Genomic DNA, 23,600 nt, shown 5'->3' with positions numbered 1-23,600 from the left:
CTGCTCGCATGTTCACTTATCGCTCACCGATTCTCGTGCCCGGGGGGTCACTCGCCAGCTCCTCTTCGTCAGTTCGGACCTTCTGTGCCGCGAAGCCCGCGATCACGACCCCGGCGAGAGCGAGATACGCCCGCCGCCCGGCCGCGCGCAGCTGCCCCGGATCGACCACCCCGGCGCCGCCCGGCGCCAGATCGTCGTCCCAGGGGACCCTGACGATGGCCCGGCACCTGCCGCGCGCCACCGCCTCCGCCTGCTCGACGTCCGTCATCGAACGCCGGCTCACCCCGTTGACCACCATGACCGCGCGCCGCCTCAGGTCCGCGCAGCCGTGCCCGTCCAGCCACTCGTACGTCATCGCCACCGCGTCCGGTGCCTCCACGCTCGCGGGCACCACGAGCACGAGCTGATCCGCGTACGGGAGCACGCGGGCGGCCAGCGCGGCGGCCGGATCGATCACCGTGAGCTTGTAGTGCCGGTCGAGCAGGCTCATCGCCTCGCCCAGCCGGTGATCCGAGAACAGGCCCCGGTCGGCCAGCCGCTGCTCGTCACCGTCGGCCCCCACCACCTCCAGCCCCGAAGCAGTGCGCGTGGTGTAGCCGCGCATCGTCAGATAGCCGCTCACCCGCTGCAACCCCGCCAGCAGCGACGTCAGCGTCTCGGGCGTCTCCGGATGGATGCGGCTCGTCATGCTGCTGTCACCCGACGCCGCGTCCACGGCCACCACCCGGTCGTCGCGGTACTGCGCGAACGTGTGACCCAGCATCAGCGCCGTCGTGCTCTGCCCGGCGCCGCCGGTGCACCCCAGCACCACCACCCGCCGGCTCCCGGCGAACACGCCCCGGGCGCGCGCCTCGTCCAGCTCCGACCCGTCGGTCCGTACGCCGTTGCCGCCCACGACCACCTGCGCGATGCGCCGCCAGCCGCCCGAATCGCGCCCCACCACGGACTCGACCCGCCGCACCCGCTGCCCCGGCCTGGGCCCCGGCACCACGGCCGCCCCGCCGTCACGCCCCTCCTCCGGCTCCACGGGCACCGTCGGCGCCTCGGCCACCGGCTCCGGCGCGACCTCCTCTGGGGGCGGCAATTCCCCAGGCACGACGTCCGGACGATGAATCGTACGGCTCGGCAGCTCAGCCTCACGCCCCCGCAGCGGGCGCGACAGGGTGACGGGCTTGGCATCGGGGCTCAACGGCGCCCACGCCCGCGCGTCGGGCAACGCCACCCCCGGCCCCAACCTGGGCGGCTGCCCCTTCCTGTGCTGACTCCGCGCCGCCTCATCCCCCTCGGCCTCCGGCCCAGCCCCACCAACCTCACCGTGGCCCTCCTCGGAGGCGGGAGCCTCCTCAGGGGCGACGGCCCGGAAGCGGGCGGCGTCCTCCTCAGAGGCGGGGGCCTGCTCGGAGGCGTCGGCCCGCTGGTGGGCGGGGGCCTGCTCGGAGGCGGGGGCGGCACTCCCCCCAACCGGGGACTCCTCCGAAACGGCCACCTCCTCAGCGGCCGGCCCCGCATCGGAGACGGAGACACTCTCACGGACCGAGGACTCTCCATGCGCCACCGCAGACACCGGAGGCTGTCCGGGCGCAGGGGCGGGCTCGCGGGCCGGAGTCTGCCCAGCACCGGACGCACCCTCAGCAGCTCGCCTCCGCCTGGAAGCCGCAGCCCCCTCACGGGCCGGCGCACCCTCAAGTCCCCGCACACCCTCACGGGCCCGAGGCTGCTCTGAGGCCGACGCCCCCTCCTGGGCCGCGGCCGGCTCGGGCGCGGGGGCGCTCCCGGCGGTCAGCGGGCGCTCGGACGCCGCAGCGCTCTCGCGGGCCGGGGCACTCTGCCGGCCCCGCGCGCCGCCGCGGACCGGAGGCTGCTCGGAGGCCGACGCTCCCTCGATCGCCAGGGGCTGCTCGGCAGCGGACGCGCTCCCGGCGGGCAGTGCGCGGTCGGGCGTCGGGCTGCCCTTGCGGCGGCCCGGGGTTCCCTCGGGGGTCTGGGTGGCCTCGGGGGGTGGGGTGGGTTTGGGGGGGTCGGCGGTGGCGGCGAGTTTGCGGAGGCGGCGCAGGGCCTCGGTGTCGATCGGCTTGCCCGTGGGTTTGCGGGCCTCCGTCTCCGGTCTGGGGCGCGCCGGGGCGGGGTCGCGTACGCCGTCGAAGGCGCGCAGGCCCTGCGCGTCCGGTGCGGGGTCGGGGGCGGCGGGGGTGTCGCGTACGAGGCGCAGCTCGACCGGGGCCGAGGGCGAGGGCACGGCCGAGGGCGCGGGCGAGGACGAGGGCGCGGGCGAGGACGAGGGCGACGACGGCTCGGGGGCGAGGGCGGGGGCGGCGGCGGTGGGGCGGACGCGGGAGCCCCAGCGGACGGGCGGGTCGGCGAGCGGCGCCTGCGCGGCGGCCACGGCGGCGGCCGCCACGGCGGGGCGGACCTGGCGGGGCCCGGTGACCCGTTCGGGGGCGCGCTTGCGCTCGGTCTGGCGGGCCTTACGGGGCTTCTTGACCTTCACCCGCTTGGGCGTGGCGTGCCAGACGCGCCCGGAGAACGTGATGGTCTCGGGCTCGGCCGCGGGCGACAGCCGGTACCAGGCGCGCGGCTGCCCCAGGTAGCGCAGCTGCGACTCCAGCAGCTCGGTCAGCCGTTTGCCCTCGATGACGGGCCGGGTGGACAGCCAGGTGACGATGCCGGGCGGGACGAGGAAGAGCACGTGCCAGGGCATCTCGACGGGTACGCCGACGAGCCAGAGCAGGAGCGACCACGGCACGAAGACGCCGACGAACACGCCGATCCAGACGATGGGCAGCGGCATGGGGAGCCGTAGGTCGTACAGCTTGTAGAGCCGCTTCTCGATACGCCAGATGTTCGTGTACGTGGGCAGGTCCACGCGGTCCTCCTCTCCACCCGCTCGTTCATGACCGCGCGGAGGCGGTCCCAACCCTCACTGGTTGATGCCCAGCGCGCCCGCGATCGCCTTGGCCGTCACCTCGATGATGTTGGGCACGTAGAAGATCACGCCGATGGCCACGGCCAGGATCAGGAACTGGACGAAGCGCGTGATCTCGCGGGTGAAGAGGAAGAACAGCGCGACCACGGACACGACGACGAGGAACAGCGGGGCGAAGAACGCGCGCAGGAAGTCGGCGAGTCCTTCGGTGTTGACGCCCGTCGGTGCTGGTGTGGGCGTCATTTCGATGAGGTTGAGCACTATGGTTTTCAAGATCACTTCTTGTCCTCCCGGGGGGTGCCGATCAGCAGCGCGGTCGTGCGTCTACCCAACGGCCCTACCGGCACCGCGGATGTCGTCGACGTACCATTTGTCGCCCTGCTTCTCGACAGTGAGGCGGTAAGCCTGCTGGAGGCGGCCGGACACCGCTTCGGGGTTGTTGGCCTCGTCCGCGGGCGGCGTGCCGTCGGGCACGATCCACACCACGACCGCCTGGATCTCACGGGTGGCACCCCCCACAGGCACCACGACACTCTTGAGCTCGCCGAAGGTGAACGCGCCCGCGAAGGTGGGCAGGCTCGTGCCGGCGGTCACGTAACGCTGCAGCTCGACGGTGTTGCCCAGCGCGTAGTAGCGGAAGAAGCCCTCGAGCTGCGGCTTGAGCTCGGCGGCCGCCACGTCGTCGCTCTCGGGCGCGGCCACCTGCGGCAGCTCGGCCGGCGCGGGAGCGGGCAGGATGGCGGGCCAGCCGGAGACGACGAACCTGTCGTCGGAGTAGTAGAGCGGCACCGACAGGTGAAGCCTGCGGGAGCCCGACTGGAACGCGACGGTGACGATCGCGTTGTTGTCGTCGCTGACCTGGATGTCGTACGGCTGGATCGCCACGGCGCCGAGCTTGCCGTTGCCGTCCCAGCCCATCTGCTGGTCCATGCCGTCGGCCATGAACGCGGCCAGCTTGCCGGACCTGCTCACGGCGTCGTCGGGGCTGAAATTCAGGTAAACGCCGGCGAACTGCGCGGCGAACGCCATGCCACGGTCCGCCGGGAACGAGCTGCCGGGTTGGGCGGCCGCATTCGGCGCGGCGGCGTTTTGGCCGGTAAACCGCTCAAAAGGGGCACGGATCCCATTCACCACGATAACCACAATAAGCGCCCAGAGAATGATGCGCCCGGTCCACACCAGCCATCGCCCGCCGCCGCCCGACCAGCCTCCGCGCCGCGGCCTGTGCGGAGGCGGCGCGTCGAAGTCGTGTTCAGGGCGTGCGGAAAGGCCGGGGTCGCCAGCGATCCGAGGACCGTGCTGGACGGTTGACCTACGAGCCATCACGCCTCCGCTCGCGCCAATCCCCCCGGCTGGCGCGGTGTCGTCCGTTGCCGATCCCCATCATCCGCGGTGAAGCAGTCACCCTATCCGGTCTCCGCCATTGTTCCAGGAAAGCCACGCCCATGCTGCAAGCATCGCCGTCCGGGGGCAAACCGAGTGCGCATGGGACGCATCGGAGCGCCGACTTGTGTGCGTTCCCTGTCGAATGGGCATTTGACCAGGCCAGAGACCTAAAAACGCATAACCCGGTGGCCACCTATTCCTGTCCATATGGCGTCAGGGGTGCTCTGACCTGCGATTTCCTCCTGAAAAGAGGAACGGCCGCCTTGCCCGGCAGCGGGCAGGCGGCACGTCCGTATAGGGGGTCAGGCCGGCTCGGGACCCTGGTCGCCGACCGGCCTGCGGCGGCTGTGGAGGTCGACGACGGTCGGGGGCGCAGCCGGCGGTACGGCCCGCTCCAGCGACCCGCGCAGCTCCGCGAGCATCGTCCTGGCGTCGCCTCCGCGCGTGCGGGTGGCCAGCTCCTCCCGTTCGTCCACCTTCCTGCGCAGATATGCCTCCCGGTTGACGCGCAGGCCGTACATGAGCTCCACCCTGAGCAGGGCCAGCTCCTCCTCCAGGGTGATGCCCGCGAGCTTCGGCACCGGACGACGTCGGCGGATGATGCGACGGATCATGAGGGCCTCCCGATTCAGCGTGAACGCCGTGACGATTCGACGCGCAAACTCGCCGGGTGGTTGACGCGGAAGTTGTCCCTCAGGCAACGAACCGGGCGACGAACACGAACTCCCGCCCCGGCCGGTCCGGCGCGTCGCGCACGTCCTCGACCCGGAAGCCCGCCGCGACCAGCGACCGCTCGACCTCGTCCCGCTCCCGGAACCGCAGCGTCGAGTCGGACGTGACCACGTCCCCGCCGTCGCCGAACACGTACGTGTGCCGGAAGGTCACGAGCGGGCCGGACACGTCCAGCACCTCGCACCAGGTCTCCACCCCGCCGACGCCCGCGATCTCCACCCGCCTGCGGGTACGGTCGCGCGTCCACTCCAGCCAGGCGCGCCGGGCGGGAACGCGGGTCTCGAAGGCCAGCACGCCCTCCGGCCGCAGCGCCGCCCGGATGCCGCGCAGCGTGGCCTGCCAGTCGTCGTCGGTGAGGAAGACCTGGGCCACGTTCGCGGTCATCACGGCCAGATCCACGCGCAGCGGCGGCAGCGTGGTGGCGTCGCCGTGGATCCACCGCACCGCGCCGCACTTGCCGCGCGCCACGTCCAGCGACGCCTGCGCCGGGTCGACGCCGACCACCTCGACGCCGCGCGCGGCCAGCAGGCACGCGAACGTGCCCGTGCCGCAGCCCACGTCGAGCACCCGCCGCGCGCCGAACTCCGCCACCATCGCCGCATAGGCGTCGAGGTCGCTCCGGTCGGGGTCGAGCGGGTCGTAGATCCGGGCCAGCCGGGGGTCGGCGAAGATCGCGTCGGGCACGCGCCCACGTTAGACGTTGAAGCGGAACTCCACCACGTCGCCGTCGCGCATCACGTAGTCCTTGCCCTCGATCCGGGCCTTGCCGGCCGAGCGGGCGCTGGCGATCGAGCCGGCCTCCACCAGGTCGTCGAACGAGACGACCTCGGCCTTGATGAAGCCGCGCTGGAAGTCGGTGTGGATGACGCCGGCCGCCTCGGGCGCGGTGGCGCCCTTGCGGATCGTCCAGGCCCTGGTCTCCTTCGGCCCGGCCGTCAGGTAGGTCTGCAGCCCGAGCGTCTCGAAGCCGACCCGGGCGAGCTGCGACAGGCCCGACTCCTGCTGGCCGACCGACTGCAGCAGCTCCAGCGCCTCCTCGTCGTCGAGCTCCACCAGCTCCGACTCGATCTTGGCGTCGAGGAACACCGCCTCGGCCGGCGCGACCAGGGCCGACAGCTGGGCCCGCAGGTCGCCGTCGACCAGCTCGTCGGCGTCGAGGTTGAACACGTAGAGGAACGGCTTGGCCGTCAGCAGGTGGAGCTCGCGCAGCTCCTCGCCGTCGAGCTGGGCCTCGAAGATCGTCTTGCCGGTCTCCAGGACCTTGAGCGCGGCCTCGGCGGCCTCCAGCGCGCCCTTCTTGTCCTTGTTGTGGCGCGACTCCTTCTGCAGGCGCGGGATCGCCTTCTCCACCGTCTGCAGGTCAGCCATGATCAGCTCGGTGTTGATCGTCTCGATGTCGCGCTTGGGCGAGATCTCCCCGTCGACGTGCGTCACGTCGGGGTCGCCGAAGACCCGGATCACCTGGCAGATCGCGTCGGTGTCGCGGATGTTGGCGAGGAACTGGTTGCCCCTGCCCTGCCCCTCGGACGCGCCCTTGACCAGCCCGGCGATGTCCACGAACTCCACCTTGGCCGGCAGGATCCGGGCCGAGCCGAAGATCTTGGCCAGCACGGGCAGCCGGTCGTCGGGCACGCCGACGATGCCCACGTTGGGCTCGATCGTCGCGAACGGGTAGTTGGCCGCCAGGGCGTTGCCGGTCTTGGTCAGCGCGTTGAAAAGCGTGGACTTGCCGACGTTGGGCAGGCCGACGATGCCGATAGAGAGGCTCACGTCCAGCGAGTTTACTGTGTCGCGTGTCGGGACCCGTCCCGGCGCGGCAGGGCTGCCATCATCGTGTGGATGGATGTCGTCTCCCTCCTCATCGGGCTGCTCGTCGGCGCGGCCATCGGATTCCTGGTGGCGCGCACGCGGGCGGCGGTGCGGGTGGCCGAGTCCGACGCGCGCGCCAAGGCCGCCGCCGACAAGCTCGTCTACGTCGAGGAACAGCTCGCCGAGCGCTTCCAGGCCCTGTCCACGCGGGCGCTCGACGTCAACAACGTGCGCTTCCTGGAGCTGGCCGAGACGCGGCTGGCCGCCACCCGCGCCGAGGCCACCGGCGACCTCGACCAGCGAAGGCAGGCCGTCGAACACCTGGTGGAGCCGCTGAAGGACGCGCTGGCGCGGGTCGAGTCGCAGCTGCGCGACACCGAGTCGGGACGCCGGGCCGCGAGCGCCGAGCTGGCCCAGCAGATGGAGTTCGTCCGGCAGAGTCACGAGCAGCTCCGCGCCCAGACGACGGCGCTGGTGCGCGCCCTGCAACGGCCCGAGGCGCGCGGGCGCTGGGGCGAGATGCAGCTGCGCCGCGTCGCCGAGATCGCCGGGATGCAGCGCCACTGCGACTTCGACGAACAGGTCACCGAGGGCGCGATGCGGCCCGACATGGTGGTGCGCCTGGCCGGCGGCAAGAACATCGTGGTCGACTCCAAGGTCTCGCTCGCCGCCTACCTGGAGGCCGCCGAGGCCGCCGACGAGTCACTGGCCTCCGTACGCCTCGACGCCCACGCCCGCCACATCCGCGAGCACATCGACCGGCTGGCCACCAAGTCCTACTGGCAGGGGTTCAACCCGTCGCCGGAGTTCGTCGTCCTGTTCATCCCGGGCGAGGCGTTCCTGTCACCGGCGCTGGAGCGCGACCCCGGGCTGCTGGAGTACGCGATGGCCCGCCGGGTGCACATCGCCACCCCGACGACGCTGATCACCATGCTGCGCACCGCCCACTACGCCTGGCAGCAGGCCGCGCTCAGCGAGAATGCCCGCGCGGTGTTCGAGCTGGGCAAGGAGCTGTACGAAAGACTGTCCTCGATGGGCCGCAACGTGGAGTCGCTGGGCCGTTCGCTGGCGCGTACGGTGGAGGCGTACAACAAGACGGTCGGCTCCCTGGAGAGCCGGGTCCTCGTCACCGCGCGCAAGCTGCACGATCTGGGCGTGGTCGACGGCGAGCTGGCCACGCCCGAGACGCTCGAAGGCGTGCCCAGGCCCCTGGCCTCCCCCGAACTGCTCGAAACCACGTCTCTCCTCCCGCACACGAACGGTAAGTTGGCCAACGGGTCGCAATAAAGGGGGGCGGGTCCGATGACCGGGAAAGGCAAGAGATCTGCCGTCAGGCTGACCGCCCGCGGCGCCATCGCGCTCACGCTGCTCGCCACGCTCGCCGGCTACGTGCTGGCCGCGGTCGCCGGCATCGAGGCGCTGGTCGGGGTCGCGTTCGTGGCGGCGTGCCTGCTCGCGGTGCTCCTGGTCAATCCACGCGAGCTGCTGTCGCTGGTCGTCACGCCGCCGCTGGTGTTCTTCGTCGCCACCCTCTTCGTCGAGCTCGGGCGGGCGCTCAGCTCCGTGGGCATCGTGCAGTCGCTGGCGCTCGGCCTCTACAGCTCGCTGTCACGCGGCGCGCCCTGGCTGTTCGCCGGCTCGGCCGTGGTGCTCGGCATCGCCTGGGGGCGCGGCCTGCGCGACAACGTGCGTGAGCTGCGCGAGGAGCTGCGGGCGGGCGCCGACGTGCCGCGCCCGCGCCAGCCGTTCGTCCCCGAGCCCGAGGGCTACTTCGAGCCGAAGGTCTACGGCACCCCCCGGGGCGACGACTAGCCCGTACGGGATCCCGTACGGGCCGATCGTGGGTCAGGACGCGCGCAGGTCCTTGCGGAGCTCGTGCGGCAGGGCGAAACGCATGCTCTCCTGCACCGGCTCGACCTCCTCCACGTCGCCGAACCCGTGGCCGGCCAGCCGCTCGAGCACCTGCTCGACCAGCTCCTCCGGCACGGACGCGCCGCTGGTGACGCCGACGGTGGTGACGCCGTCGAGCCACTCGTCACGGATGAACGAGGCGTTGTCGACCAGGTAGGAGGCGTCGGCGCCGTAGTCCTTGGCCACCTCGACCAGGCGCTTGGAGTTGGACGAGTTCTCCGAGCCGACGACGATCACGAGCTGCGACTGCGCGGCGATCTCCTTGACGGCGACCTGCCGGTTCTGCGTCGCGTAGCAGATGTCGTCGCTCGGCGGGTCGATGAGCGTCGGGAAGCGCTCCTTGAGCCGTGCCACGGTCTCGGTCGTCTCATCGACCGACAGCGTCGTCTGCGACAGCCAGACGAGCTTGCTCGGGTCCTTCACCTGGACGCGGTCGACCGAGTCGAGGCCGTCGACGAGCTGGATGTGGTCGGGCGCCTCGCCGGAGGTGCCCTCCACCTCCTCATGCCCCTCGTGCCCGATGAGCAGGATGTCGTAGTCCTGGCTCGCGAAGCGCTTGGCCTCGTTGTGCACCTTCGTCACCAGCGGGCAGGTGGCGTCGATGGTGCGCAGGCCGCGCTCCTTGGCCTCGCCGTGCACGGCGGGCGAGACGCCGTGCGCCGAGAACACCACGATCTCGCCCTCGGGCACCTCTTCGGTCTCCTCGACGAAGATGGCCCCCTTGGCCTCGAGCGTCTTGACCACGTGCGTGTTGTGCACGATCTGCTTGCGCACGTAGATCGGCGCGCCGTACTGCTCCAAGGCCTTCTCGACCGCGACAACGGCTCGATCGACTCCGGCGCAGTAGCCGCGCGGCCTGGCCACGAGGACGCGGCGGGAAGTGGACGTCTGGGGCTCCATACTTCTTATGCTACGTGGAACGACCAGCAAGCCCGAGCGTGCGCGGTTGCCCGCCTTTTGCCAGACTGGCCGTCCAATACTGACCTCCCAGGGAGACGTACATGTCCCTCAGCGACGTGATACGCAACATCACCAAGACCGTCACCGACAAGGACGAGCTCAAGGGCAAGGCCCGTGACCTGCCCGTCCTCTTCGTCCAGGGCACGCTCAGCATCGCCGGGCACGCCCTCCAGTTCGTCGACCGGGTGAAGAACTCGATCAAGGGACTGGGGAGCAAGGAAGAGGAGGAGAAGCAGGAGGAGCGCGACTCCCGTCCCGCCGACGCGGTTGCCGCCGAGGAGGAGGACAAGCCGGCCCGCAGGGAGCCGGTCATCTTCGCGCCCCGGCCCGACGCCGCCGCGCCCAACGGCACCTCCAAGACCAAGCCCGACCCGGTCATCTTCACCCCGGCGCCCAAGCAGGACGAGGCCCAGGCCGAGGCCGTCCACAAGCCCGCCGCCGAGGCCGCCGCCGCTCCCCAGCCCAAGCCCGCCCCCACGGAGGCCAAGCCGGAGCCCGCCGCCCCGGAGGCCAAGCCCGAGGCCGCCGCCGACCTCAAGGCCGAGCCCGCCACCGAGCCCAAGCCGGAGCCCGAGGCCGCTCCGGAGCCCGCCGCCGAGGTCAAGCCGGAGGCCGCTGCCGCGCCTGAGCCGTCCGTGGCCGAGAAGCCGAAGGCCAAGCCCAAGGCCGCCGCCAAGCCCGCCGCGAAGGCGCCCGCCAAGACCAGCACGCCCAAGGCTCCCAAGGCCGCGAAGGCCGACAAGCTGGCCGAGGCGGTCGAGGCCACTCCCGCCAAGGAGGCCCCCGCGCAGGAGACCGCTCCGGCCGTGGCCACCCCGGTGAAGGAGACGGGCCTGGTGGAGCCGATGCCCGGCTACTCCGAGCTGAGCGTCGCCTCGCTGCGCGCCCGGATGCGCGGCAAGTCCGCCGAGCAGATCGGCGCCTGCCTCGCCTACGAGCAGGCGACGGCCGCCCGCCCCGAGGTCGTCAAGATGTACGAGAACCGGCTGGCCAAGCTGCAGGCCGGGGAATAGTCGGCGCGGCACCGTAGGCTTCGGGCATGAGCTCGAAGACCACCCCCGAGGCGCCCCTGCCGGTCCGCACCGTCCTGCAGATGGTGGGCGGCTGGATCGGCAAGCTGGGCACGGTGTGGGTCGAGGGTCAGATCACCGACCTGAGCGCCCGCGGCGGCACGGTCTTCCTGACGTTGCGCGACCCGGTGGCCAACGTGTCGGCCCGGGTCACGGCCCCGCGCGGCGTCTACGAGGCGACCGAGCCGCGCCCGGCCGACGGCGCGCGGGTCGTGGTGCACGTCAAGCCGGACTTCTGGGTCAACAGGGGCTCGTTCGCCTTCACGGCGCTGGAGATCCGCCCGGTGGGCGTCGGCGAGCTGCTGGCGCGTCTTGAGCGGCTGCGCCGGCTGCTGGCGGCCGAGGGCCTGTTCAACGCCGACAGGAAGCGGCGGCTGCCGTTCCTGCCGGGCACGGTGGGGCTGATCTGCGGCCGCGACTCGGCGGCCGAGCGCGACGTGCTGGAGAACGCCAGGCGTCGCTGGCCGGCGGTGCGGTTCAAGGTCGAGGAGGTCGCGGTCCAGGGCCCTTACGCGGTGGGCGAGGTGACCGAGGCGCTGTCCAGGCTCGACGCCGACTCCTCGGTCGAGGTGATCGTCATCGCCCGGGGCGGCGGGTCGCTGGAGGATCTGCTGCCGTTCTCCGACGAGACGCTGGTCAGGGCCGTGGCCGCGTCCCGCACGCCGGTGGTGAGCGCGATCGGCCACGAGCAGGACAGCCCGCTGCTCGACCTGGTGGCCGACGTACGCGCCTCCACCCCGACCGACGCCGCCAAGAAGGTGGTGCCCGACGTCGGCGAGCAGCTCACGCTGGTCCGCCAGTTGCGTGACCGGGGCCGCCGGGTGGTGGGCGGCTGGCTCGACCGCGAGATGTCGTGGCTGACCTCGGTGCGCTCCCGCCCTTCGCTGGCCGATCCGGTGCGCGAGCTGGAGCGCCGCGCCGAGCAGGTCGACGCGCTGCGCGAGCGGGCCAGGCGTTCGCTGACGTCCTCGCTCGACCGGGCCGGCGACGATCTCACGCACGTACGGGCGCGTCTGGTCGCCCTGTCGCCCGCGGCCACGCTGGAGCGCGGTTACGCGATCGTCCAGCACCCGTCGGGTGAGGTGGTGCGGCGGGCCGCCGACATCGAGCCGGGCGCCGTGCTCACGGTGCGGCTGCCGGACGACCGGGTGACGGTGCGCGCGGAGCCTGCCGGGGAGTGACGAGCGCCAGCGCCAGCTCGTCGAACCCGGCCTTGATCTCCTCGACGCTCAGCCCCCGCTCCTCACGCTGATAGGAGATCAGCCGGGCGGTGGCGGAGGCGAGCAGCGCGTCGGCCAGGAAGCCGGCGCGTGAGCCGGGCCTGACCTGCGCGATCAGCGTGGTCAGATGCCGATGATGGACCTGGTACGGCCCGCCGAACATGGCCTTGGGCGGCCCGGTCTCCAGGAGCATGAACAGGTCGAGCTGCTCGACGATCCGGTCGACGAGCGCGGCGAGGAACGCCCTGATGCGCTCGACGGGCTCCGCCCCCGGCCCGACCGGCGGCGGCCCGGTCATGAACGCCTCCTGGAAGCGCCGTTCGCGCTCGTCGACGAGGGCGTAGACGAGCCCGGCGCGGTCGCCGAAGCGGCGGTAGACGGTGCCGACGCCCACGCACGCCTCGCGGGCGATCTCGTCGAGGGAGAGCTGGTCGGCTCCCCGTTCGGCGATCAGGCGGGTGGCACAGTCAATGATCTTCTGCCGGTTTCGCGCCGCATCGGCCCGCTCCGGCTGCGGCTGCCCGACCACTGGCAACTGTCGGCGCACACGCTGAGCATAGCGATTGCAACCGGAGGAATCTCCGTTTAGGCTCCGCGGTTGAGAACGGAGAGTTCTCCGATTAGAGGTGGGAATCATGGCGAACGACTTCAACCAGCAGGTCATCGACGAGTTCCGGGCCAACGGCGGACGCGTGGGCGGCTACTTCGAGGGCTCCGACCTGGTGCTGCTCACCACGACCGGCGCCAAGTCGGGCAAGCCGACGACGACCCCGGTGATGTATCTGAAAGACGGCGACCGCTACGTGATCATCGCCTCCAACGCGGGCGCCGACCACCACCCGGCCTGGTATCACAACCTGCGCGCCAACCCCGTGGCCACGGCCGAGATCGGGACCGAGACGTTCGAGGTCAAGGCCGAGTTCGTCGAAGGCGCCGAGCGTGACGAGCTCTACGCGCGGATGGTGGCCGTGGCCGCCACGTTCGCCGAGTACGAGGCCAGGACCACCCGCCGCATCCCGGTCGTGGCCCTGCACCGCGGCTAGTACGCGGCAGACTGGAACGGGGCAGGCTAGAAGGGGGCGTCGTCGCCCGGCGTGGCCGACGGGTCGGACCGGCGCGCCATCGCGGCGGCCAGCTTGACCCGGGCGCCCTGGAGCCACTCCTCGCAGATCGCGGCCAGCTTCTCGCCCCGCTCCCAGAGCTCGATGGACTGCTCCAGGGTGAGCCCGCCGGTCTCCAGGCGGCGCACCACCTCGGTCAGCTCCTCGCGGGCCTGCTCGTATGAGGGTGCCTTGTCATCTGCCACCCTCCAACCCTAGGGGCCCCACCCGACAGAACACGCCCCACAGCCCGCACAGGGACCTGAAACCCCGAACGCGAGGGCCGAGGGTTCCACTCCCGGAGCGAAGGGGCCCCGCTGGAAGCTCGGAGGGTGGCTCAGGTGGTGGGCTTGGGGCGCTGCTGGAGGGTGGCGGCGAGCTGGCCGAGCTCGGTCCAGTCGGCGGTGCCGGTCACGACGAGCGTCACGTCGGGCAGCATGCGGATGAGCGTCCGCTGGTTCTTGTCCTCGCGGAAGCGCCGCTCCCACTGCTGACCGTTGACGTCCTGGGTGCCGGTGGGCTTGTCGGAGTTGGCCATGCGGTTGGCGAACCCCGCCGCCGGCTTCTCGTCGCTCTGGATGAGCATGGCGTGCTGGCGCGCCTTGGTGGCGTAGCCGACGTGGAGAACCTGGGCCTTGCCCTCGCCCTTGGCGATCCGGTTGCTGTTGGGGATCCAGCCTTCGGGATCCTTGGCGGGGGCCCACACCTGGTAGGGGACGGTGCGGGCGAAGTTGGCCACCGTGATCGTGTAGTCGAGCTTCGGGATGTGCTCGCCCTGGCTCTGCGGGGTGATGAGCAGGAACAGCCCTACCGCCCCGAAACAGACGAACAGGGCTACCGCGTAGCCGTAGAAACCTTCGGTGAACCGTCGCACACTTGGCGAGGTTACCCGGTGGCGTCGCCGGTCGGGCGAATGCGTCCGACGATGGCGAGGACGTCGTCGGCGAGCGCCCGGTCGCCTGTCTGGACGACTTCGCTGACGGCGGCGGCGAGTGCGCCGGTGATGACGACGACGAGGGCGTTCTCGGAGTCGTCGAAGAGCGCGGCGTTGCGCCGGGCCCAGGTGCGCAGCCGGTCGCGCATGACGACCTCGAACCCGGGCGGCCCGTCGCCGCGCAGGAAGAGGGCGGCGAGCTCGCGTTCTTCGAGGCAGCCGTCGAGGTAGGCGCGGGCGGCGGCGAGGAAGACCCGCATGGGGTCGCTCTCGCCGCTGTCGCGCACGTCGCGGGCGGCCTGCTTGGTCCGCTGGGTCTGCCGGGCCTGGAACTCCTCGAACAGCGTCAGGTAGAGGTCGGCCTTGCCGGCGAAGTGGTGGTAGAGGCTGCCGACGCTGGCCTCGGCCTTGGCCACGACGTCGGTGACGCCCGCCTCGGCGAAGCCCTTGGAGACGAACACGTCGCGGGCGGCCCTCAGGAGAGCGCTGCGCGTGGCCGCGCCCCGCTCGGAGGTGCGGGCCGTGACCGGCTGTTCCACTTCGCTGCTCATGGCTGGCACATTATCCTCCGCTGACCGGGGATACAGGGACAACTACGATCGGGATAGTCGTCCACGAGGAGGCCCTTCATCATGTCCGATCAGACGTCGGTTCCGGCTGCACTTGCTACGGGCGAGCACGCCCCTGACCGGAATCTCGCCTTGGAGCTCGTACGCGTTACAGAGGCGGCGGCGATGGCGGCCGCCCGCTGGGTCGGCAGGGGCGACAAGAACGGCGCCGACGGCGCCGCGGTGAACGCGATGCGTCAGCTGATCAACACCGTGTCGATGAACGGGGTGGTGGTGATCGGCGAGGGTGAGAAGGATCACGCTCCGATGCTGTTCAACGGGGAGCGGGTCGGCGACGGCGGTGGCCCTGAGTGTGACGTGGCGGTCGATCCGATCGACGGCACCAGGCTGACGGCGCTGGGCATGCCCGACGCGGTGTCGGTGATCGCGGTGAGCGAGCGCGGGTCGATGTACGACCCGTCGGCCGTGTTCTACATGGAGAAGCTGGTCACGGGGCCGGAGGCGGCCGACGTGGTGGACATCGAGGCGCCGGTGGCGGCGAACATCGCCGCGGTGGCCAAGGCCAAGCACTGTTCGGCGGCCGACGTCACGGTGGTGATCCTGGACCGGCCCCGGCACGAGCGGCTGGTCAAGGAGATCAGGGAGACGGGCGCGCGGATCAAGTTCATCACCGACGGCGACGTCGCGGGCGCGATCATGGCGGCGCGCGGCGGCACCGGCATCGACCTGATGCTGGGCATCGGCGGCACGCCCGAGGGCATCGTGGCGGCGTGCGCGCTCAAGTGCCTGGGCGGCGTCATCCAGGGCAAGCTGTGGCCGCGTGACGACGCCGAGCGGGCCAGGGCGATCGACGCCGGTCACGACCTGAGCCAGGTGCTGACCACGAACGACCTGGTCAGGTCCGACGACGTGTTCTTCGCCGCGACGGGCATCACCCAGGGCGAGCTGATGGACGGCGTGCGCTTCCGCGGCGGGGTGGCGGTGACGCAGTCGCTGGTGATGCGCGGGCGCTCGGGCACGATCCGCAAGGTGGAGAGCGAGCACCAGCTGTGGAAGCTGCGCGCCTACAGCGCGATCAACTTCGACACGGCAGGCTGAGCGGGACCGTCAGCGGCGGCGCTTGCGGCGGGGCGGCTCCTTGACCTTGACCTCGCCGGCGAAGTTGCTGGTGCGCACCTCGACGACGGGGGCGCCGGGCTCGGTGGGCTGCTTGGTGAGCCTGACGGTCTTGTCCTTGGTGACGCGGATGACCTCCAGGTCTTCGGGCACGTGGATCTCCAGCCCGCCGAAGACGAGGGTGGCGTTGATGACGATGCGCCGGTTCTGCAGGATCGCGTCGCGCAGGTCGAGCTTGGTGGTGCCGAACATGGCGGTGACCGACAGCTCGGCGGGCACCACCCACCGGCCGCCGCGTTCCTGCTTCTTGAAGACGGCGGAGACGGGCCGGCCGTCGAGGTTGAGCGGCTGCTGGTCGGCGGGCAGCAGGTCGGCGGTGAGCTGGGCGAGCTCCCCGAGCGTGCGGGCCGCGTAGAGGGTGGTGAGGCGCTCTTCGAGCTCCTCCAGCGTGATCCGGCCGTCGGCGTGGGCCTCCTGGAGCACCTGGGCGATGCGTTCGCGGTCGGCGTCGGAGGCGCGCAGCTCGTGTGGCTGGGGCGCGCCTTCCTGGGCCGGGCGGCGGGCGGACACCCACTCCTCGGCCAGGCGCTCACCGACTTCTTGCAGGCGCGGCAACCAGGACCCGGGGCGTTCGTTCACAGTTCTGACAATATCCGGCGCTCCGCGGGAGCGGACCCCGGAATCTCCCTGAGATTGCGGCCGTTGAGCCGGACAGGCAGGCGTCGGGAGGGGTGTTCGTGCATCGGTCGGCACGCTGGGGATTGGGCGCGGTGGGCGCGGGGACGGCGTTGATCGTGGGCCTGGATCTGGCCGCGCTGGGCGAGATGGACCCGTTCCGGCGCACGATCAGCGAGCACGGCCTGGGTGAGCGGGGGTGGCTGTTCGGGCTGGGGGTCGCGCTGCTGGCGGTGGGGTCGGCGGCGATCGGCGTGTCGCTGGCGCGGCGGCGGCTGGCGGGGGTGGTGGGCACGGTGGCGTTGCTGGCCTGGAGTGCCGGGCTGCTGGTGACGGCGTGGTTCCCGAAGCACGACTGGTCGGTGGGGCCGTCGCTGAGCGGCAGCATCCATCGGGCGGGCAGCGTGATCGCGTTTCTGAGCCTGCCGCTGGCGGCGTTGATCATCGCCAGGCCGTGGCGGGCGGAGCGGCATCGGGCGGCGCTGGCGGCGTTCGCGTTCGGGATCGTGGCGGTGCTGTGGGTGCTGGGCATGGGCGCGGTGGTGATGGTGGGGGCGCGCAGCGGTCTGGCGTGGTGGCAGGTGATGCCGCTGGGCCTGGTCGAGCGGTGTCTGGCCGCGATCGAGGTGATCGCGCTGACGGCGCTCGGGGTGTGGGCGGCGGGCAAGCCGGTGGGCCTGGTGGAGGAGACGTCGGCGGGCTAACCTGACCCCGCCTCACGTTTGATTCCCCCCATCAGGAGGCCGCCGTGCCGTCCCCGCGTGATCGCCAAGCCCGCCTCGCCACGTTCGCCGTCTACGCCGTGCAGGGGCTCTCCTTCGCCACGTTGCTCACCCAGGTGGCCCACCTCCAGGACAAGCACCGGCTCGACACGGGGGCGCTGACGGTGCTGCTGCTCATCGTGCCGGTCTTCGCCGGGGTCGGCAGCGTGGCGGCCGGCTCGATCGCGGCCCGGCTGGGCAGCAAGGCGCTGCTGCGCGTGGCCCAGCCGCTGGTGGCCGCCGCCGTCGTGCTGGCCGGGCTCGCGCCGGGCGTGCCGCTGCTGGTGCCGGCGCTGCTGCTGTTCGGGGTGGCGGTCGGCGCGGTCGACGCGGGCATGAACATGCAGGGCGTCGCGGTCGAGCGCCGCTACGGCCGGGCCGTGCTCAACGGTTTCCACTGCCTGTGGAGCGTGCTGAGCCTGGCCGGGGCGCTGTGGGTGTCGGCGGTGGGCGACGGGCTGCCGCTGGAGGCGACCATGGCGATCCCGATGGCCGTGGCCGTCGCGGGCTCCCTGGTCGCGGGGCCGAAGCTCTACACGGCGGCCGAGGAGCGGGCCGTCCCGGAGACGGCCACGGCAGGCGGTCGCGTCCCGTTCCGGCCGCTCCTCCCGCTCTGCCTGGCGATGGCCTTCCTGTACGTGGGCGACGCGGCGGTGTCGAACTTCTCCACGGTCTTCATGCAGGACACGCTGGCCGCCGACGCCCGGGTGATCCCGCTGGCCTACGCCGCCTACCAGGCGACCACGCTGCTGGTGCGGCTCGCGGGCGACCTGGCCGTCAGGCGTTACGGCTCGGCGGGCATCGTCAGGCTCGGCGGCGCGATCGCCACGCTGGGCTTCCTGGGCATCGTGGCGGCGCCCAGCCAGCCGCTGGCCGTGGTGGCGTTCGGGCTGACGGGCGTGGGGCTGTCGGTGGTGGCGCCGCAGTCGTTCTCGGCGGCGGGCAAGCTCGACCCGGCGGGCACCGGCAACGCGATCGCCCTGGTCAACCTGTTCAACTACGTGGGGTTCATCGTCGGCTCGGCGCTGGTGGGGGCGATCGCCGAGGCCGCCGACATGCGGGTCGCGTTCGCCGCCCCGCTCGTGCTGGCCGCCGCGATCATCGTCCTGGCGCGCGGGTTCGCGCCTCGGGTCAGGGCCGGGGCGTAACCGGTTCGCGCACCTCGGCGACCTCGACCAGGCGGCGTTCGCGGCGTGACAGCTCGGCGGCCTCGGCGACGTACAGGGCTTCCAGGGCGTCCTCGATCGGGCACAGGCCGGGGGCGCCGCGCAGGAACGCGTCGAGCTCGGCCGCGTAGGCGTCGGCGAAGCGGGTGACGAAGTCGGGCCACGGCTCGCCGTGCGGCTGCAGCCCCTCGGCCGACGACAGCGGGGCGCGCGGGCCCAGGCCGACGGCGCGGGTCCCCCGGGTGCCCGCGAGTTCCATGCGGACGTCGTACCCGGCGCCGTTGTAGCGCGAGCCCTGCACGGTGGCCAGCGTGCCGTCGTCGAGGGTGAGCAGCGCGGCGCTGGTGTCGACGTCGCCGGCCTCGGCGAAGAAGGCGGCGCCCCGGTTCGCGCCGGTCGCGTACACGGAGACGACCTCGCGGCCGGTCACCCAGCGCAGGATGTCGAAGTCGTGGATGTGGCAGTCGCGGTAGATGCCGCCGGACTGCGGGATGTAGGCGGCGGGCGGCGGGGCGGGGTCGGCGGTGATCAGGTGCACCCGGTGCAGCTCCCCCAGCTCGCCGGCGCGCAGCGCGGCCCGGGCGGCGGCGTAACCGGCGTCGAAGCGGCGCTGGAAGCCGATCTGCACCCGGTGGCCGCGGGCCGCCTCCAGCACCTCGGCGGTCTCCTTGACGCCGGCGGCGACGGGCTTCTCGCAGAAGGCCGGGACGCCGCGCCGGCAGGCCTCGCGCAGCAGCGCGGCGTGCGTGCCGGTGGGCGTGGCGATCACCACGGCGTCGGCCTCGAACGGGTCGCCGGGCCTGCCGTGCGGCGAGGTGCGCACCGGGTCGGCCACGACCAGGTCGTCCACCAGCGGATGCGCGGCCAGCGTGGCCGCGTGGAAGGCGCCGATGCGGCCCAGCCCGAGCAGTCCCACGCGCATGGCTTCTTTCTAGGCGAGCGCCCTAGTCCTGTCCAGACATTCTGACCTTCAGTCCGCGTACGGCCTCCGCGGCCCTGCGGGCGGGCACCCGGGCGAAGCCGATCACGACGGCCGGCGGACCGGCGGACGAGCGCATCGGCGCGACGGCCTCGGCCGAGAGCCCCAGCTCCAGTGCCGCCTCCACCACCTCGTCCTCGTCCCAGCCGTCGGGCAGGTCCAGGTAGGCGTGCAGCCCGGCCTCGATGCCGCGCACCCGGACGCCGGGCACGTGCTCGGCCAGCGCCTGGATTAGCGCGTCGCGGCGGCGGTGATACTCGCGGCGCATGCGGCGCAGGTGCTTGTCGTAGCCGCCGGTGCGCAGGAAGTGCGCCAGCGCGTACTGCTCGATGACCGGGGAGCCGAGGTCGAGCTCGCCCCGGGCGCGGCGGACGGCGTCGGCGAGGTGGGCGGGGGCGGCCACCCAGCCCAGGCGCAGGCCCGGCGCCAGCGCCTTGCTGACGCTGCCGGACAGGATCACCCTGTCGGGCGCGAGCCCCTGGAGGCAGCCGACGGGGTCGCGGTCGAAGCGGAACTCGGCGTCGTAGTCGTCCTCCAGGATCGTCCGGTCGCCCTCGCGCGCCCACTCCAGCAGGGCGGCCCGCCGCGCGGGTGAGAGCACCACCCCGGTCGGGAACTGGTGGGCCGGCGTGACCAGCACCGAGTCGGCCCGGCGGGTCCGCAGGGCGGCGACGTCGAGTCCGTCCTCGTCCACCGGGACGGGCACCAGCTCGGCCCCGGCGCGGCGCAGCAGGGGCGCCTGGCGGTGGCTGCTGGGGTCCTCGACGGCCAGCCCGGCGGGGGTGAGCACGTGCAGGATCAGGCTGAGGCCCTGGGCGACGCCGCCGACGATGACCAGGTTCTCGGCGCGCACGTCGGCGGCCCGCACCCGGCGCAGGTAGCCGGCCAGCTCCTCGCGGAGCTCGGGGACGCCGCCGGGGTCGCCGTAGTCGAGGGCGTCGGCGGGCACGGTGGCCAGGACGTGCCGGACGGCGGCCAGCCAGCGTTCGCGCGGGAAGTGGCCGAGCTCCGGGGAGGTGGGGCGGTGGCCGTAGTAGGGGGCGCGCGGCCCTGACCGGGGCGGCGTGGGGCTGGGGGCGCGGGCGGCGGCCGGGGCGACCTGGGTGCCGGAGCCGACGCGGGAGATCAGGAAGCCCTCGGCGACGAGCTGCTCGTACGCCTCGACCACCACGCCCCGGGAGACGCCCAGGTCGGCGGCCAGGTCGCGGGAGGCGGGCAGGCGGGTGCCGGGGGTGAGCCTGCCGAGCCGGATGGAGTCGCGCACCTCGGAGGCGATCTGCCCAGCGATCGCCCCCTTGCCGCGACTTATCACGATATGAAGGTCGGCCATAATGGTCCTGTTTTACCTCGGCTCTTTGGACTATTTGCGGATACCATTGGCTTCCTAGCATGCCGTACATGAGAAACGGAGTCGCCGGGGCCACAGCCGCCATGTTCCTCGTCGGGACACTGGCCGGGGTGTCCGGGCTGGTCAACGCCTATCCCGTGTACGGCGGGCAGGCCGTGCGCTATCTGCTCGCGGCCGTCGTCCTGGTCGCGGTGACGCGGGTGATGAAGCTGCGGTTCGTCCGGCTGACGGGCCGCGAGTGGCTGCTGCTCGGCGCGCTCACCACGGTCGGGCTGGTGATCTTCAACGTGGCCGTGATCGAGTCCACCCGCGTGGCGGGCCCGGCCCTGGTCGGCACCGTGCTCGGCACCGTGCCGCTCGCGCTGGCCATCGCCGGCGGCCGGCCCGCGCCGCGCCTGCTGGCCGGCTCCGTGGTGGTCGTCGCCGGGGCCACGCTCGCCACCGGGCTCGGCAGCGGCAACCTGCCCGGCCTGCTGTGGGCGCTCGTCGCCCTGGTGGGCGAGGTGGGCTTCTCCCTGCTGGCGCTGCCGCTGCTGCCGAAGCTGGGGGCCATCCGGGTGTCCACGTACTCGACGGTCCTGGCCGTGCCCCTGCTGGCCGTGACCGGGTTCGTCCAGGAAGGCACGGGGATGCTCCGGATGCCGACGCTCGCCGAGTCGCTGGGCTTCGGCTACCTGGCGGTCGTGGTGACCGTGGGGGCGTTCCTGCTCTGGTACACCTCGCTGCCGAAGCTCGGGCCGGGGCGGGCCGGGTTGTTCGCCGGGCTGATCCCGGTGGGGGCCATCAGCACCGGTCTGGTGCTGGGCATCGCCACGCCGTCCCGCTACGACCTGCTCGGCGCCGGGCTGGTCATCATCGGCATCCTCATCGGCCTGACCACCGCGCGGCGGACGGCGCGGGAGAGCGCGTACCCTACTGACCATGCCGGACTTCGACTACACCGATCTGCTTCCCCTGGGCGCCGATGACACGGAATATCGGCTGATCACGTCGGATGGGGTGAAGAAGATCGAAGCGGCCGGGCGGACCTTCCTCGAAGTGGAGCCCGAAGCGCTGCGGCTGCTCACCGAGACGGCGATCCACGACATCTCCCACTTCCTGCGGCCGTCGCACCTCGCCCAGCTCCGCAAGATCGTCGATGACCCCGAGTCCAGCGGCAACGACCGGTTCGTCGCGCTCGACCTGCTGAAGAACGCCTCCATCTCGGCCGGCGGCGTGCTGCCCATGTGCCAGGACACCGGCACCGCGATCGTCATGGGCAAGCGCGGACGCCACGTGCTGACCGACGGGGCCGACGCCGAGCACATCTCGCGCGGCGTCTACGACGCCTACACGCGGCTCAACCTGCGCTACTCCCAGATGGCCCCGCTGACCATGTGGGAGGAGAAGAACACCGGCAGCAACCTGCCCGCGCAGATCGAGCTCTACGCCGAGGACCCGCACGGCCACCCGGACGAGTACAAGCTGCTGTTCATGGCCAAGGGCGGCGGCTCGGCCAACAAGTCCTTCCTCTACCAGGAGACGAAGGCGGTGCTCAACGAGAAGCGGATGATGGCCTTCCTGGAGGAGAAGATCCGCTCGCTCGGCACCGCCGCGTGCCCTCCGTACCATCTCGCGGTCGTCGTCGGCGGCACGTCCGCCGAGTACGCGCTCAAGACCGCCAAGTACGCCAGCGCCCGCTACCTCGACTCGATCCCCACCGAGGGGTCGGCGTCCGGGCACGGCTTCCGCGACCTGGAGCTGGAGGCGAAGGTCTTCGAGCTGACGCAGAAGCTGGGCATCGGCGCGCAGTTCGGCGGCAAGTACTTCTGCCACGACGTGCGGGTGATCCGGCTGCCCCGGCACGGCGCGTCCTGCCCGGTGGCGATCGCGGTGTCGTGCTCGGCCGACCGGCAGGCCCTGGCCAAGATCACGCCGGAGGGCGTGTTCCTGGAGAAGCTGGAGACCGACCCGGCGCGGTTCCTGCCCGAGACGACCGACGAGCACCTGTCGGACGACGTCGTCTCCATCGACCTCAACCGCCCGATGCCCGAGATCCTCGCCGAGCTCACGAGATATCCGGTCAAGACGCGGCTGTCGCTCACCGGCCCCCTCGTGGTCGCCCGCGACATCGCGCACGCCAAGATCAGCGAGCTGCTCGACAACGGCGGCGAGATGCCGCAATACCTGAAGGACCACGCGGTCTACTACGCGGGCCCGGCCAAGACGCCCGAGGGCTACGCCTCCGGCTCGTTCGGCCCGACGACCGCGGGGCGCATGGACTCCTACGTCGAGCGCTTCCAGGCGGCCGGCGGCTCGATGGTGATGCTCGCCAAGGGCAACCGGTCCAAGCAGGTCACCGAGGCGTGCAAGCAGTACGGCGGCTTCTACCTGGGCTCCATCGGCGGCCCGGCGGCGCGGCTGGCCCAGGACTGCATCAAGAAGGTCGAGGTCCTCGAATACCCCGAGCTCGGCATGGAAGCGGTGTGGAAGATCGAGGTCGTCGACTTCCCGGCGTTCATCGTGGTCGACGACAAGGGCGACGACTTCTTCACCGACCGCACCGGGCCGGTGCTGAGCATCGGGCGGCGCTGAGCCGCCTGACGTCCCAGGGTGCCGGGCAGCGCGGTCAGGCCGCCACCGGCACCCGATGCGGCGCCACGACGCTGCCGTCGGGCAGCAGCAGGCCGGTGTCCTCGAACAGGACGACACCGTTGCAGAGCAGGCTCCAGCCCTGGTCAGGGTGGGCCGAGATCACGTGCGCGGCTTCACGGTCGGGGGAATCGGAACTCGGACAAGTGGGGACGTGACTGCACATCGTGCACCTCTCAGATGGCGCTCCTGGGTTCTGATCTCAGTAGGGCAGCTGGCGCCCGGACGGCGTGCGAAGGTCCAGCGAGGCCCCGCTCGGCCTGCGGGGCCGGCGGCGAACCTGGATCTGGCGCATCTTCACCACGTCCCT

25 protein-coding genes are annotated in these 23,600 nt (G+C 72.0%); 10 read left to right on the top strand and 15 right to left on the bottom strand.

The features are described from left to right. Positions 1–16 precede the first annotated feature (16 nt). The 6 genes from ACBI99_RS28765 to ychF all read right to left on the bottom strand — a co-directional run bounded on the left by ACBI99_RS28765 (position 17) and on the right by ychF (position 6,811). Positions 17–2,863: a TcpE family conjugal transfer membrane protein gene (locus tag ACBI99_RS28765; RefSeq protein WP_375073939.1), complete on the bottom strand. Its 2,847-nt coding sequence runs from the start codon at positions 2,861–2,863 to the stop codon at positions 17–19. Between the two features lie 54 nt (positions 2,864–2,917). Beyond that, the gene (locus ACBI99_RS28760) at positions 2,918–3,166 is read right to left on the bottom strand and encodes a hypothetical protein (protein WP_246644910.1); all 249 of its coding nucleotides are present in this window, start codon (positions 3,164–3,166) and stop codon (positions 2,918–2,920) included. 81 nt (positions 3,167–3,247) lie between these two features. Continuing rightward, on the bottom strand, positions 3,248–3,952 hold the full coding sequence (locus tag ACBI99_RS28755) for a conjugal transfer protein (protein WP_246644889.1): 705 nt from the start codon (positions 3,950–3,952) through the stop codon (positions 3,248–3,250). Positions 3,953–4,611: 659 nt separating this feature from the next. Continuing rightward, complete coding sequence (locus tag ACBI99_RS28750; RefSeq protein ID WP_357589895.1) at positions 4,612–4,923, bottom strand: hypothetical protein; 312 nt, start codon at positions 4,921–4,923, stop codon at positions 4,612–4,614. Positions 4,924–5,002: 79 nt separating this feature from the next. Beyond that, positions 5,003–5,725, bottom strand: coding sequence for a class I SAM-dependent methyltransferase (locus ACBI99_RS28745; RefSeq protein WP_308125742.1), 723 nt, complete (start codon positions 5,723–5,725; stop codon positions 5,003–5,005). 9 nt (positions 5,726–5,734) lie between these two features. Further along, positions 5,735–6,811, bottom strand: a complete 1,077-nt coding sequence (ychF, locus tag ACBI99_RS28740) for a redox-regulated ATPase YchF (RefSeq protein ID WP_219504936.1) — start codon at positions 6,809–6,811, stop codon at positions 5,735–5,737. A 69-nt stretch (positions 6,812–6,880) separates the two neighbouring features. Between ychF and ACBI99_RS28735 the strand changes: the two genes are divergently transcribed. Continuing rightward, the gene (locus ACBI99_RS28735) at positions 6,881–8,137 is read left to right on the top strand and encodes a DNA recombination protein RmuC (protein ID WP_375073938.1); all 1,257 of its coding nucleotides are present in this window, start codon (positions 6,881–6,883) and stop codon (positions 8,135–8,137) included. A 15-nt stretch (positions 8,138–8,152) separates the two neighbouring features. Continuing rightward, positions 8,153–8,662 (top strand): DUF6542 domain-containing protein, encoded by a 510-nt coding sequence (locus ACBI99_RS28730; RefSeq protein WP_219504940.1) that lies wholly within the window; start codon positions 8,153–8,155, stop codon positions 8,660–8,662. A gap of 33 nt (positions 8,663–8,695) precedes the next feature. Here ACBI99_RS28730 and ACBI99_RS28725 read toward each other — a convergent pair whose 3' ends face one another. Beyond that, positions 8,696–9,661 (bottom strand): 4-hydroxy-3-methylbut-2-enyl diphosphate reductase, encoded by a 966-nt coding sequence (locus ACBI99_RS28725; protein WP_219504942.1) that lies wholly within the window; start codon positions 9,659–9,661, stop codon positions 8,696–8,698. 101 nt (positions 9,662–9,762) lie between these two features. On the opposite strand from ACBI99_RS28725, the gene ACBI99_RS28720 reads away from it, so the two are divergent. Together ACBI99_RS28720 and xseA are read left to right on the top strand one after the other, a co-directional pair. Then, on the top strand, positions 9,763–10,734 hold the full coding sequence (locus tag ACBI99_RS28720) for a hypothetical protein (protein WP_375073937.1): 972 nt from the start codon (positions 9,763–9,765) through the stop codon (positions 10,732–10,734). Positions 10,735–10,760: 26 nt separating this feature from the next. Beyond that, positions 10,761–11,972 carry an exodeoxyribonuclease VII large subunit gene (gene xseA, locus ACBI99_RS28715; protein WP_219504946.1) on the top strand — a complete coding sequence of 404 codons (1,212 nt, stop codon included), beginning with the start codon at positions 10,761–10,763 and terminating at the stop codon, positions 11,970–11,972. Here the strand turns inward: xseA and ACBI99_RS28710 are convergent. Next, entirely contained in the window at positions 11,914–12,558 is a 645-nt protein-coding gene (locus ACBI99_RS28710; protein WP_308125743.1) for a TetR/AcrR family transcriptional regulator, read from the bottom strand. The genes xseA and ACBI99_RS28710 overlap by 59 nt on opposite strands. Before the next feature lie 88 nt (positions 12,559–12,646). Here ACBI99_RS28710 and ACBI99_RS28705 point away from each other — a divergent pair, with 88 nt between their 5' ends. After that, positions 12,647–13,054 (top strand): nitroreductase family deazaflavin-dependent oxidoreductase, encoded by a 408-nt coding sequence (locus tag ACBI99_RS28705; protein ID WP_219504948.1) that lies wholly within the window; start codon positions 12,647–12,649, stop codon positions 13,052–13,054. A 26-nt stretch (positions 13,055–13,080) separates the two neighbouring features. Here ACBI99_RS28705 and ACBI99_RS28700 read toward each other — a convergent pair whose 3' ends face one another. The 3 genes from ACBI99_RS28700 to ACBI99_RS28690 form a co-directional block, all read right to left on the bottom strand. Further along, positions 13,081–13,317 carry an exodeoxyribonuclease VII small subunit gene (locus tag ACBI99_RS28700; RefSeq protein WP_219504949.1) on the bottom strand — a complete coding sequence of 79 codons (237 nt, stop codon included), beginning with the start codon at positions 13,315–13,317 and terminating at the stop codon, positions 13,081–13,083. A 131-nt stretch (positions 13,318–13,448) separates the two neighbouring features. Further along, a complete protein-coding gene (locus ACBI99_RS28695; protein WP_219504950.1) occupies positions 13,449–13,985 on the bottom strand; it encodes a DUF4245 domain-containing protein in 537 nt (178 codons plus the stop codon). An 11-nt stretch (positions 13,986–13,996) separates the two neighbouring features. Beyond that, positions 13,997–14,596: a TetR/AcrR family transcriptional regulator gene (locus ACBI99_RS28690; protein ID WP_219504951.1), complete on the bottom strand. Its 600-nt coding sequence runs from the start codon at positions 14,594–14,596 to the stop codon at positions 13,997–13,999. An 81-nt stretch (positions 14,597–14,677) separates the two neighbouring features. Here ACBI99_RS28690 and glpX point away from each other — a divergent pair, with 81 nt between their 5' ends. After that, complete coding sequence (gene glpX, locus ACBI99_RS28685; protein WP_219504952.1) at positions 14,678–15,712, top strand: class II fructose-bisphosphatase; 1,035 nt, start codon at positions 14,678–14,680, stop codon at positions 15,710–15,712. A gap of 9 nt (positions 15,713–15,721) precedes the next feature. On the opposite strand, the gene ACBI99_RS28680 is transcribed toward glpX, so the two are convergent. Beyond that, on the bottom strand, positions 15,722–16,369 hold the full coding sequence (locus ACBI99_RS28680; protein WP_375073936.1) for a DUF1707 domain-containing protein: 648 nt from the start codon (positions 16,367–16,369) through the stop codon (positions 15,722–15,724). A gap of 98 nt (positions 16,370–16,467) precedes the next feature. On the opposite strand from ACBI99_RS28680, the gene ACBI99_RS28675 reads away from it, so the two are divergent. Both ACBI99_RS28675 and ACBI99_RS28670 read left to right on the top strand, forming a co-directional pair. Further along, the gene (locus ACBI99_RS28675) at positions 16,468–17,109 is read left to right on the top strand and encodes a DUF998 domain-containing protein (RefSeq protein ID WP_219504954.1); all 642 of its coding nucleotides are present in this window, start codon (positions 16,468–16,470) and stop codon (positions 17,107–17,109) included. Positions 17,110–17,153: 44 nt separating this feature from the next. Continuing rightward, positions 17,154–18,314 (top strand): MFS transporter, encoded by a 1,161-nt coding sequence (locus tag ACBI99_RS28670; protein WP_219504955.1) that lies wholly within the window; start codon positions 17,154–17,156, stop codon positions 18,312–18,314. On the opposite strand, the gene ACBI99_RS28665 is transcribed toward ACBI99_RS28670, so the two are convergent. Both ACBI99_RS28665 and ACBI99_RS28660 read right to left on the bottom strand, forming a co-directional pair. After that, the gene (locus ACBI99_RS28665) at positions 18,298–19,254 is read right to left on the bottom strand and encodes a Gfo/Idh/MocA family oxidoreductase (RefSeq protein WP_375073935.1); all 957 of its coding nucleotides are present in this window, start codon (positions 19,252–19,254) and stop codon (positions 18,298–18,300) included. The two genes, ACBI99_RS28670 and ACBI99_RS28665, sit on opposite strands and share 17 nt — an antisense overlap. 22 nt (positions 19,255–19,276) lie before the next feature. Next, positions 19,277–20,641, bottom strand: coding sequence for a PLP-dependent aminotransferase family protein (locus ACBI99_RS28660; RefSeq protein ID WP_375073934.1), 1,365 nt, complete (start codon positions 20,639–20,641; stop codon positions 19,277–19,279). 68 nt (positions 20,642–20,709) lie between these two features. Here ACBI99_RS28660 and ACBI99_RS28655 point away from each other — a divergent pair, with 68 nt between their 5' ends. After that, positions 20,710–21,627, top strand: a complete 918-nt coding sequence (locus tag ACBI99_RS28655) for a DMT family transporter (RefSeq protein ID WP_375073933.1) — start codon at positions 20,710–20,712, stop codon at positions 21,625–21,627. Then, on the top strand, positions 21,581–23,233 hold the full coding sequence (locus ACBI99_RS28650) for a fumarate hydratase (protein ID WP_375073932.1): 1,653 nt from the start codon (positions 21,581–21,583) through the stop codon (positions 23,231–23,233). Before ACBI99_RS28655 ends, ACBI99_RS28650 begins: the two co-directional genes overlap by 47 nt. 34 nt (positions 23,234–23,267) lie before the next feature. Here ACBI99_RS28650 and ACBI99_RS28645 read toward each other — a convergent pair whose 3' ends face one another. Continuing rightward, positions 23,268–23,456, bottom strand: a complete 189-nt coding sequence (locus ACBI99_RS28645; RefSeq protein ID WP_357586301.1) for a DUF5999 family protein — start codon at positions 23,454–23,456, stop codon at positions 23,268–23,270. Positions 23,457–23,600 lie beyond the last annotated feature (144 nt).

This window comes from Nonomuraea sp. ATR24 (genome assembly GCF_041950485.1).
Lineage (GTDB): Bacteria > Actinomycetota > Actinomycetes > Streptosporangiales > Streptosporangiaceae > Nonomuraea > Nonomuraea ceibae.
Note: the sequence above shows the minus strand (reverse complement) of the source record. Positions and strands in the feature narration are given on the sequence as shown.

Bases quoted from the DNA above. Each gene is read 5' to 3' on its own strand.
- ACBI99_RS28655 (WP_375073933.1), top strand. From the start codon at position 20,710: ATGAGAAACGGAGTCGCCGGGGCCACAGCCGCCATGTTCCTCGTCGGG.
- xseA (WP_219504946.1), top strand. From the start codon at position 10,761: ATGAGCTCGAAGACCACCCCCGAGGCGCCCCTGCCGGTCCGCACCGTC.
- ACBI99_RS28645 (WP_357586301.1), bottom strand. From the start codon at position 23,456: ATGTGCAGTCACGTCCCCACTTGTCCGAGTTCCGATTCCCCCGACCGT.
- ACBI99_RS28750 (WP_357589895.1), bottom strand. From the start codon at position 4,923: ATGATCCGTCGCATCATCCGCCGACGTCGTCCGGTGCCGAAGCTCGCG.
- ACBI99_RS28730 (WP_219504940.1), top strand. From the start codon at position 8,153: ATGACCGGGAAAGGCAAGAGATCTGCCGTCAGGCTGACCGCCCGCGGC.
- ACBI99_RS28720 (WP_375073937.1), top strand. From the start codon at position 9,763: ATGTCCCTCAGCGACGTGATACGCAACATCACCAAGACCGTCACCGAC.
- ACBI99_RS28760 (WP_246644910.1), bottom strand. From the start codon at position 3,166: ATGACGCCCACACCAGCACCGACGGGCGTCAACACCGAAGGACTCGCC.
- ACBI99_RS28735 (WP_375073938.1), top strand. From the start codon at position 6,881: ATGGATGTCGTCTCCCTCCTCATCGGGCTGCTCGTCGGCGCGGCCATC.
- ACBI99_RS28725 (WP_219504942.1), bottom strand. From the start codon at position 9,661: ATGGAGCCCCAGACGTCCACTTCCCGCCGCGTCCTCGTGGCCAGGCCG.
- ACBI99_RS28650 (WP_375073932.1), top strand. From the start codon at position 21,581: ATGCCGGACTTCGACTACACCGATCTGCTTCCCCTGGGCGCCGATGAC.
- glpX (WP_219504952.1), top strand. From the start codon at position 14,678: ATGTCCGATCAGACGTCGGTTCCGGCTGCACTTGCTACGGGCGAGCAC.
- ACBI99_RS28690 (WP_219504951.1), bottom strand. From the start codon at position 14,596: ATGAGCAGCGAAGTGGAACAGCCGGTCACGGCCCGCACCTCCGAGCGG.
- ACBI99_RS28755 (WP_246644889.1), bottom strand. From the start codon at position 3,952: ATGGCGTTCGCCGCGCAGTTCGCCGGCGTTTACCTGAATTTCAGCCCC.
- ACBI99_RS28665 (WP_375073935.1), bottom strand. From the start codon at position 19,254: ATGCGCGTGGGACTGCTCGGGCTGGGCCGCATCGGCGCCTTCCACGCG.
- ACBI99_RS28705 (WP_219504948.1), top strand. From the start codon at position 12,647: ATGGCGAACGACTTCAACCAGCAGGTCATCGACGAGTTCCGGGCCAAC.
- ACBI99_RS28660 (WP_375073934.1), bottom strand. From the start codon at position 20,641: ATGGCCGACCTTCATATCGTGATAAGTCGCGGCAAGGGGGCGATCGCT.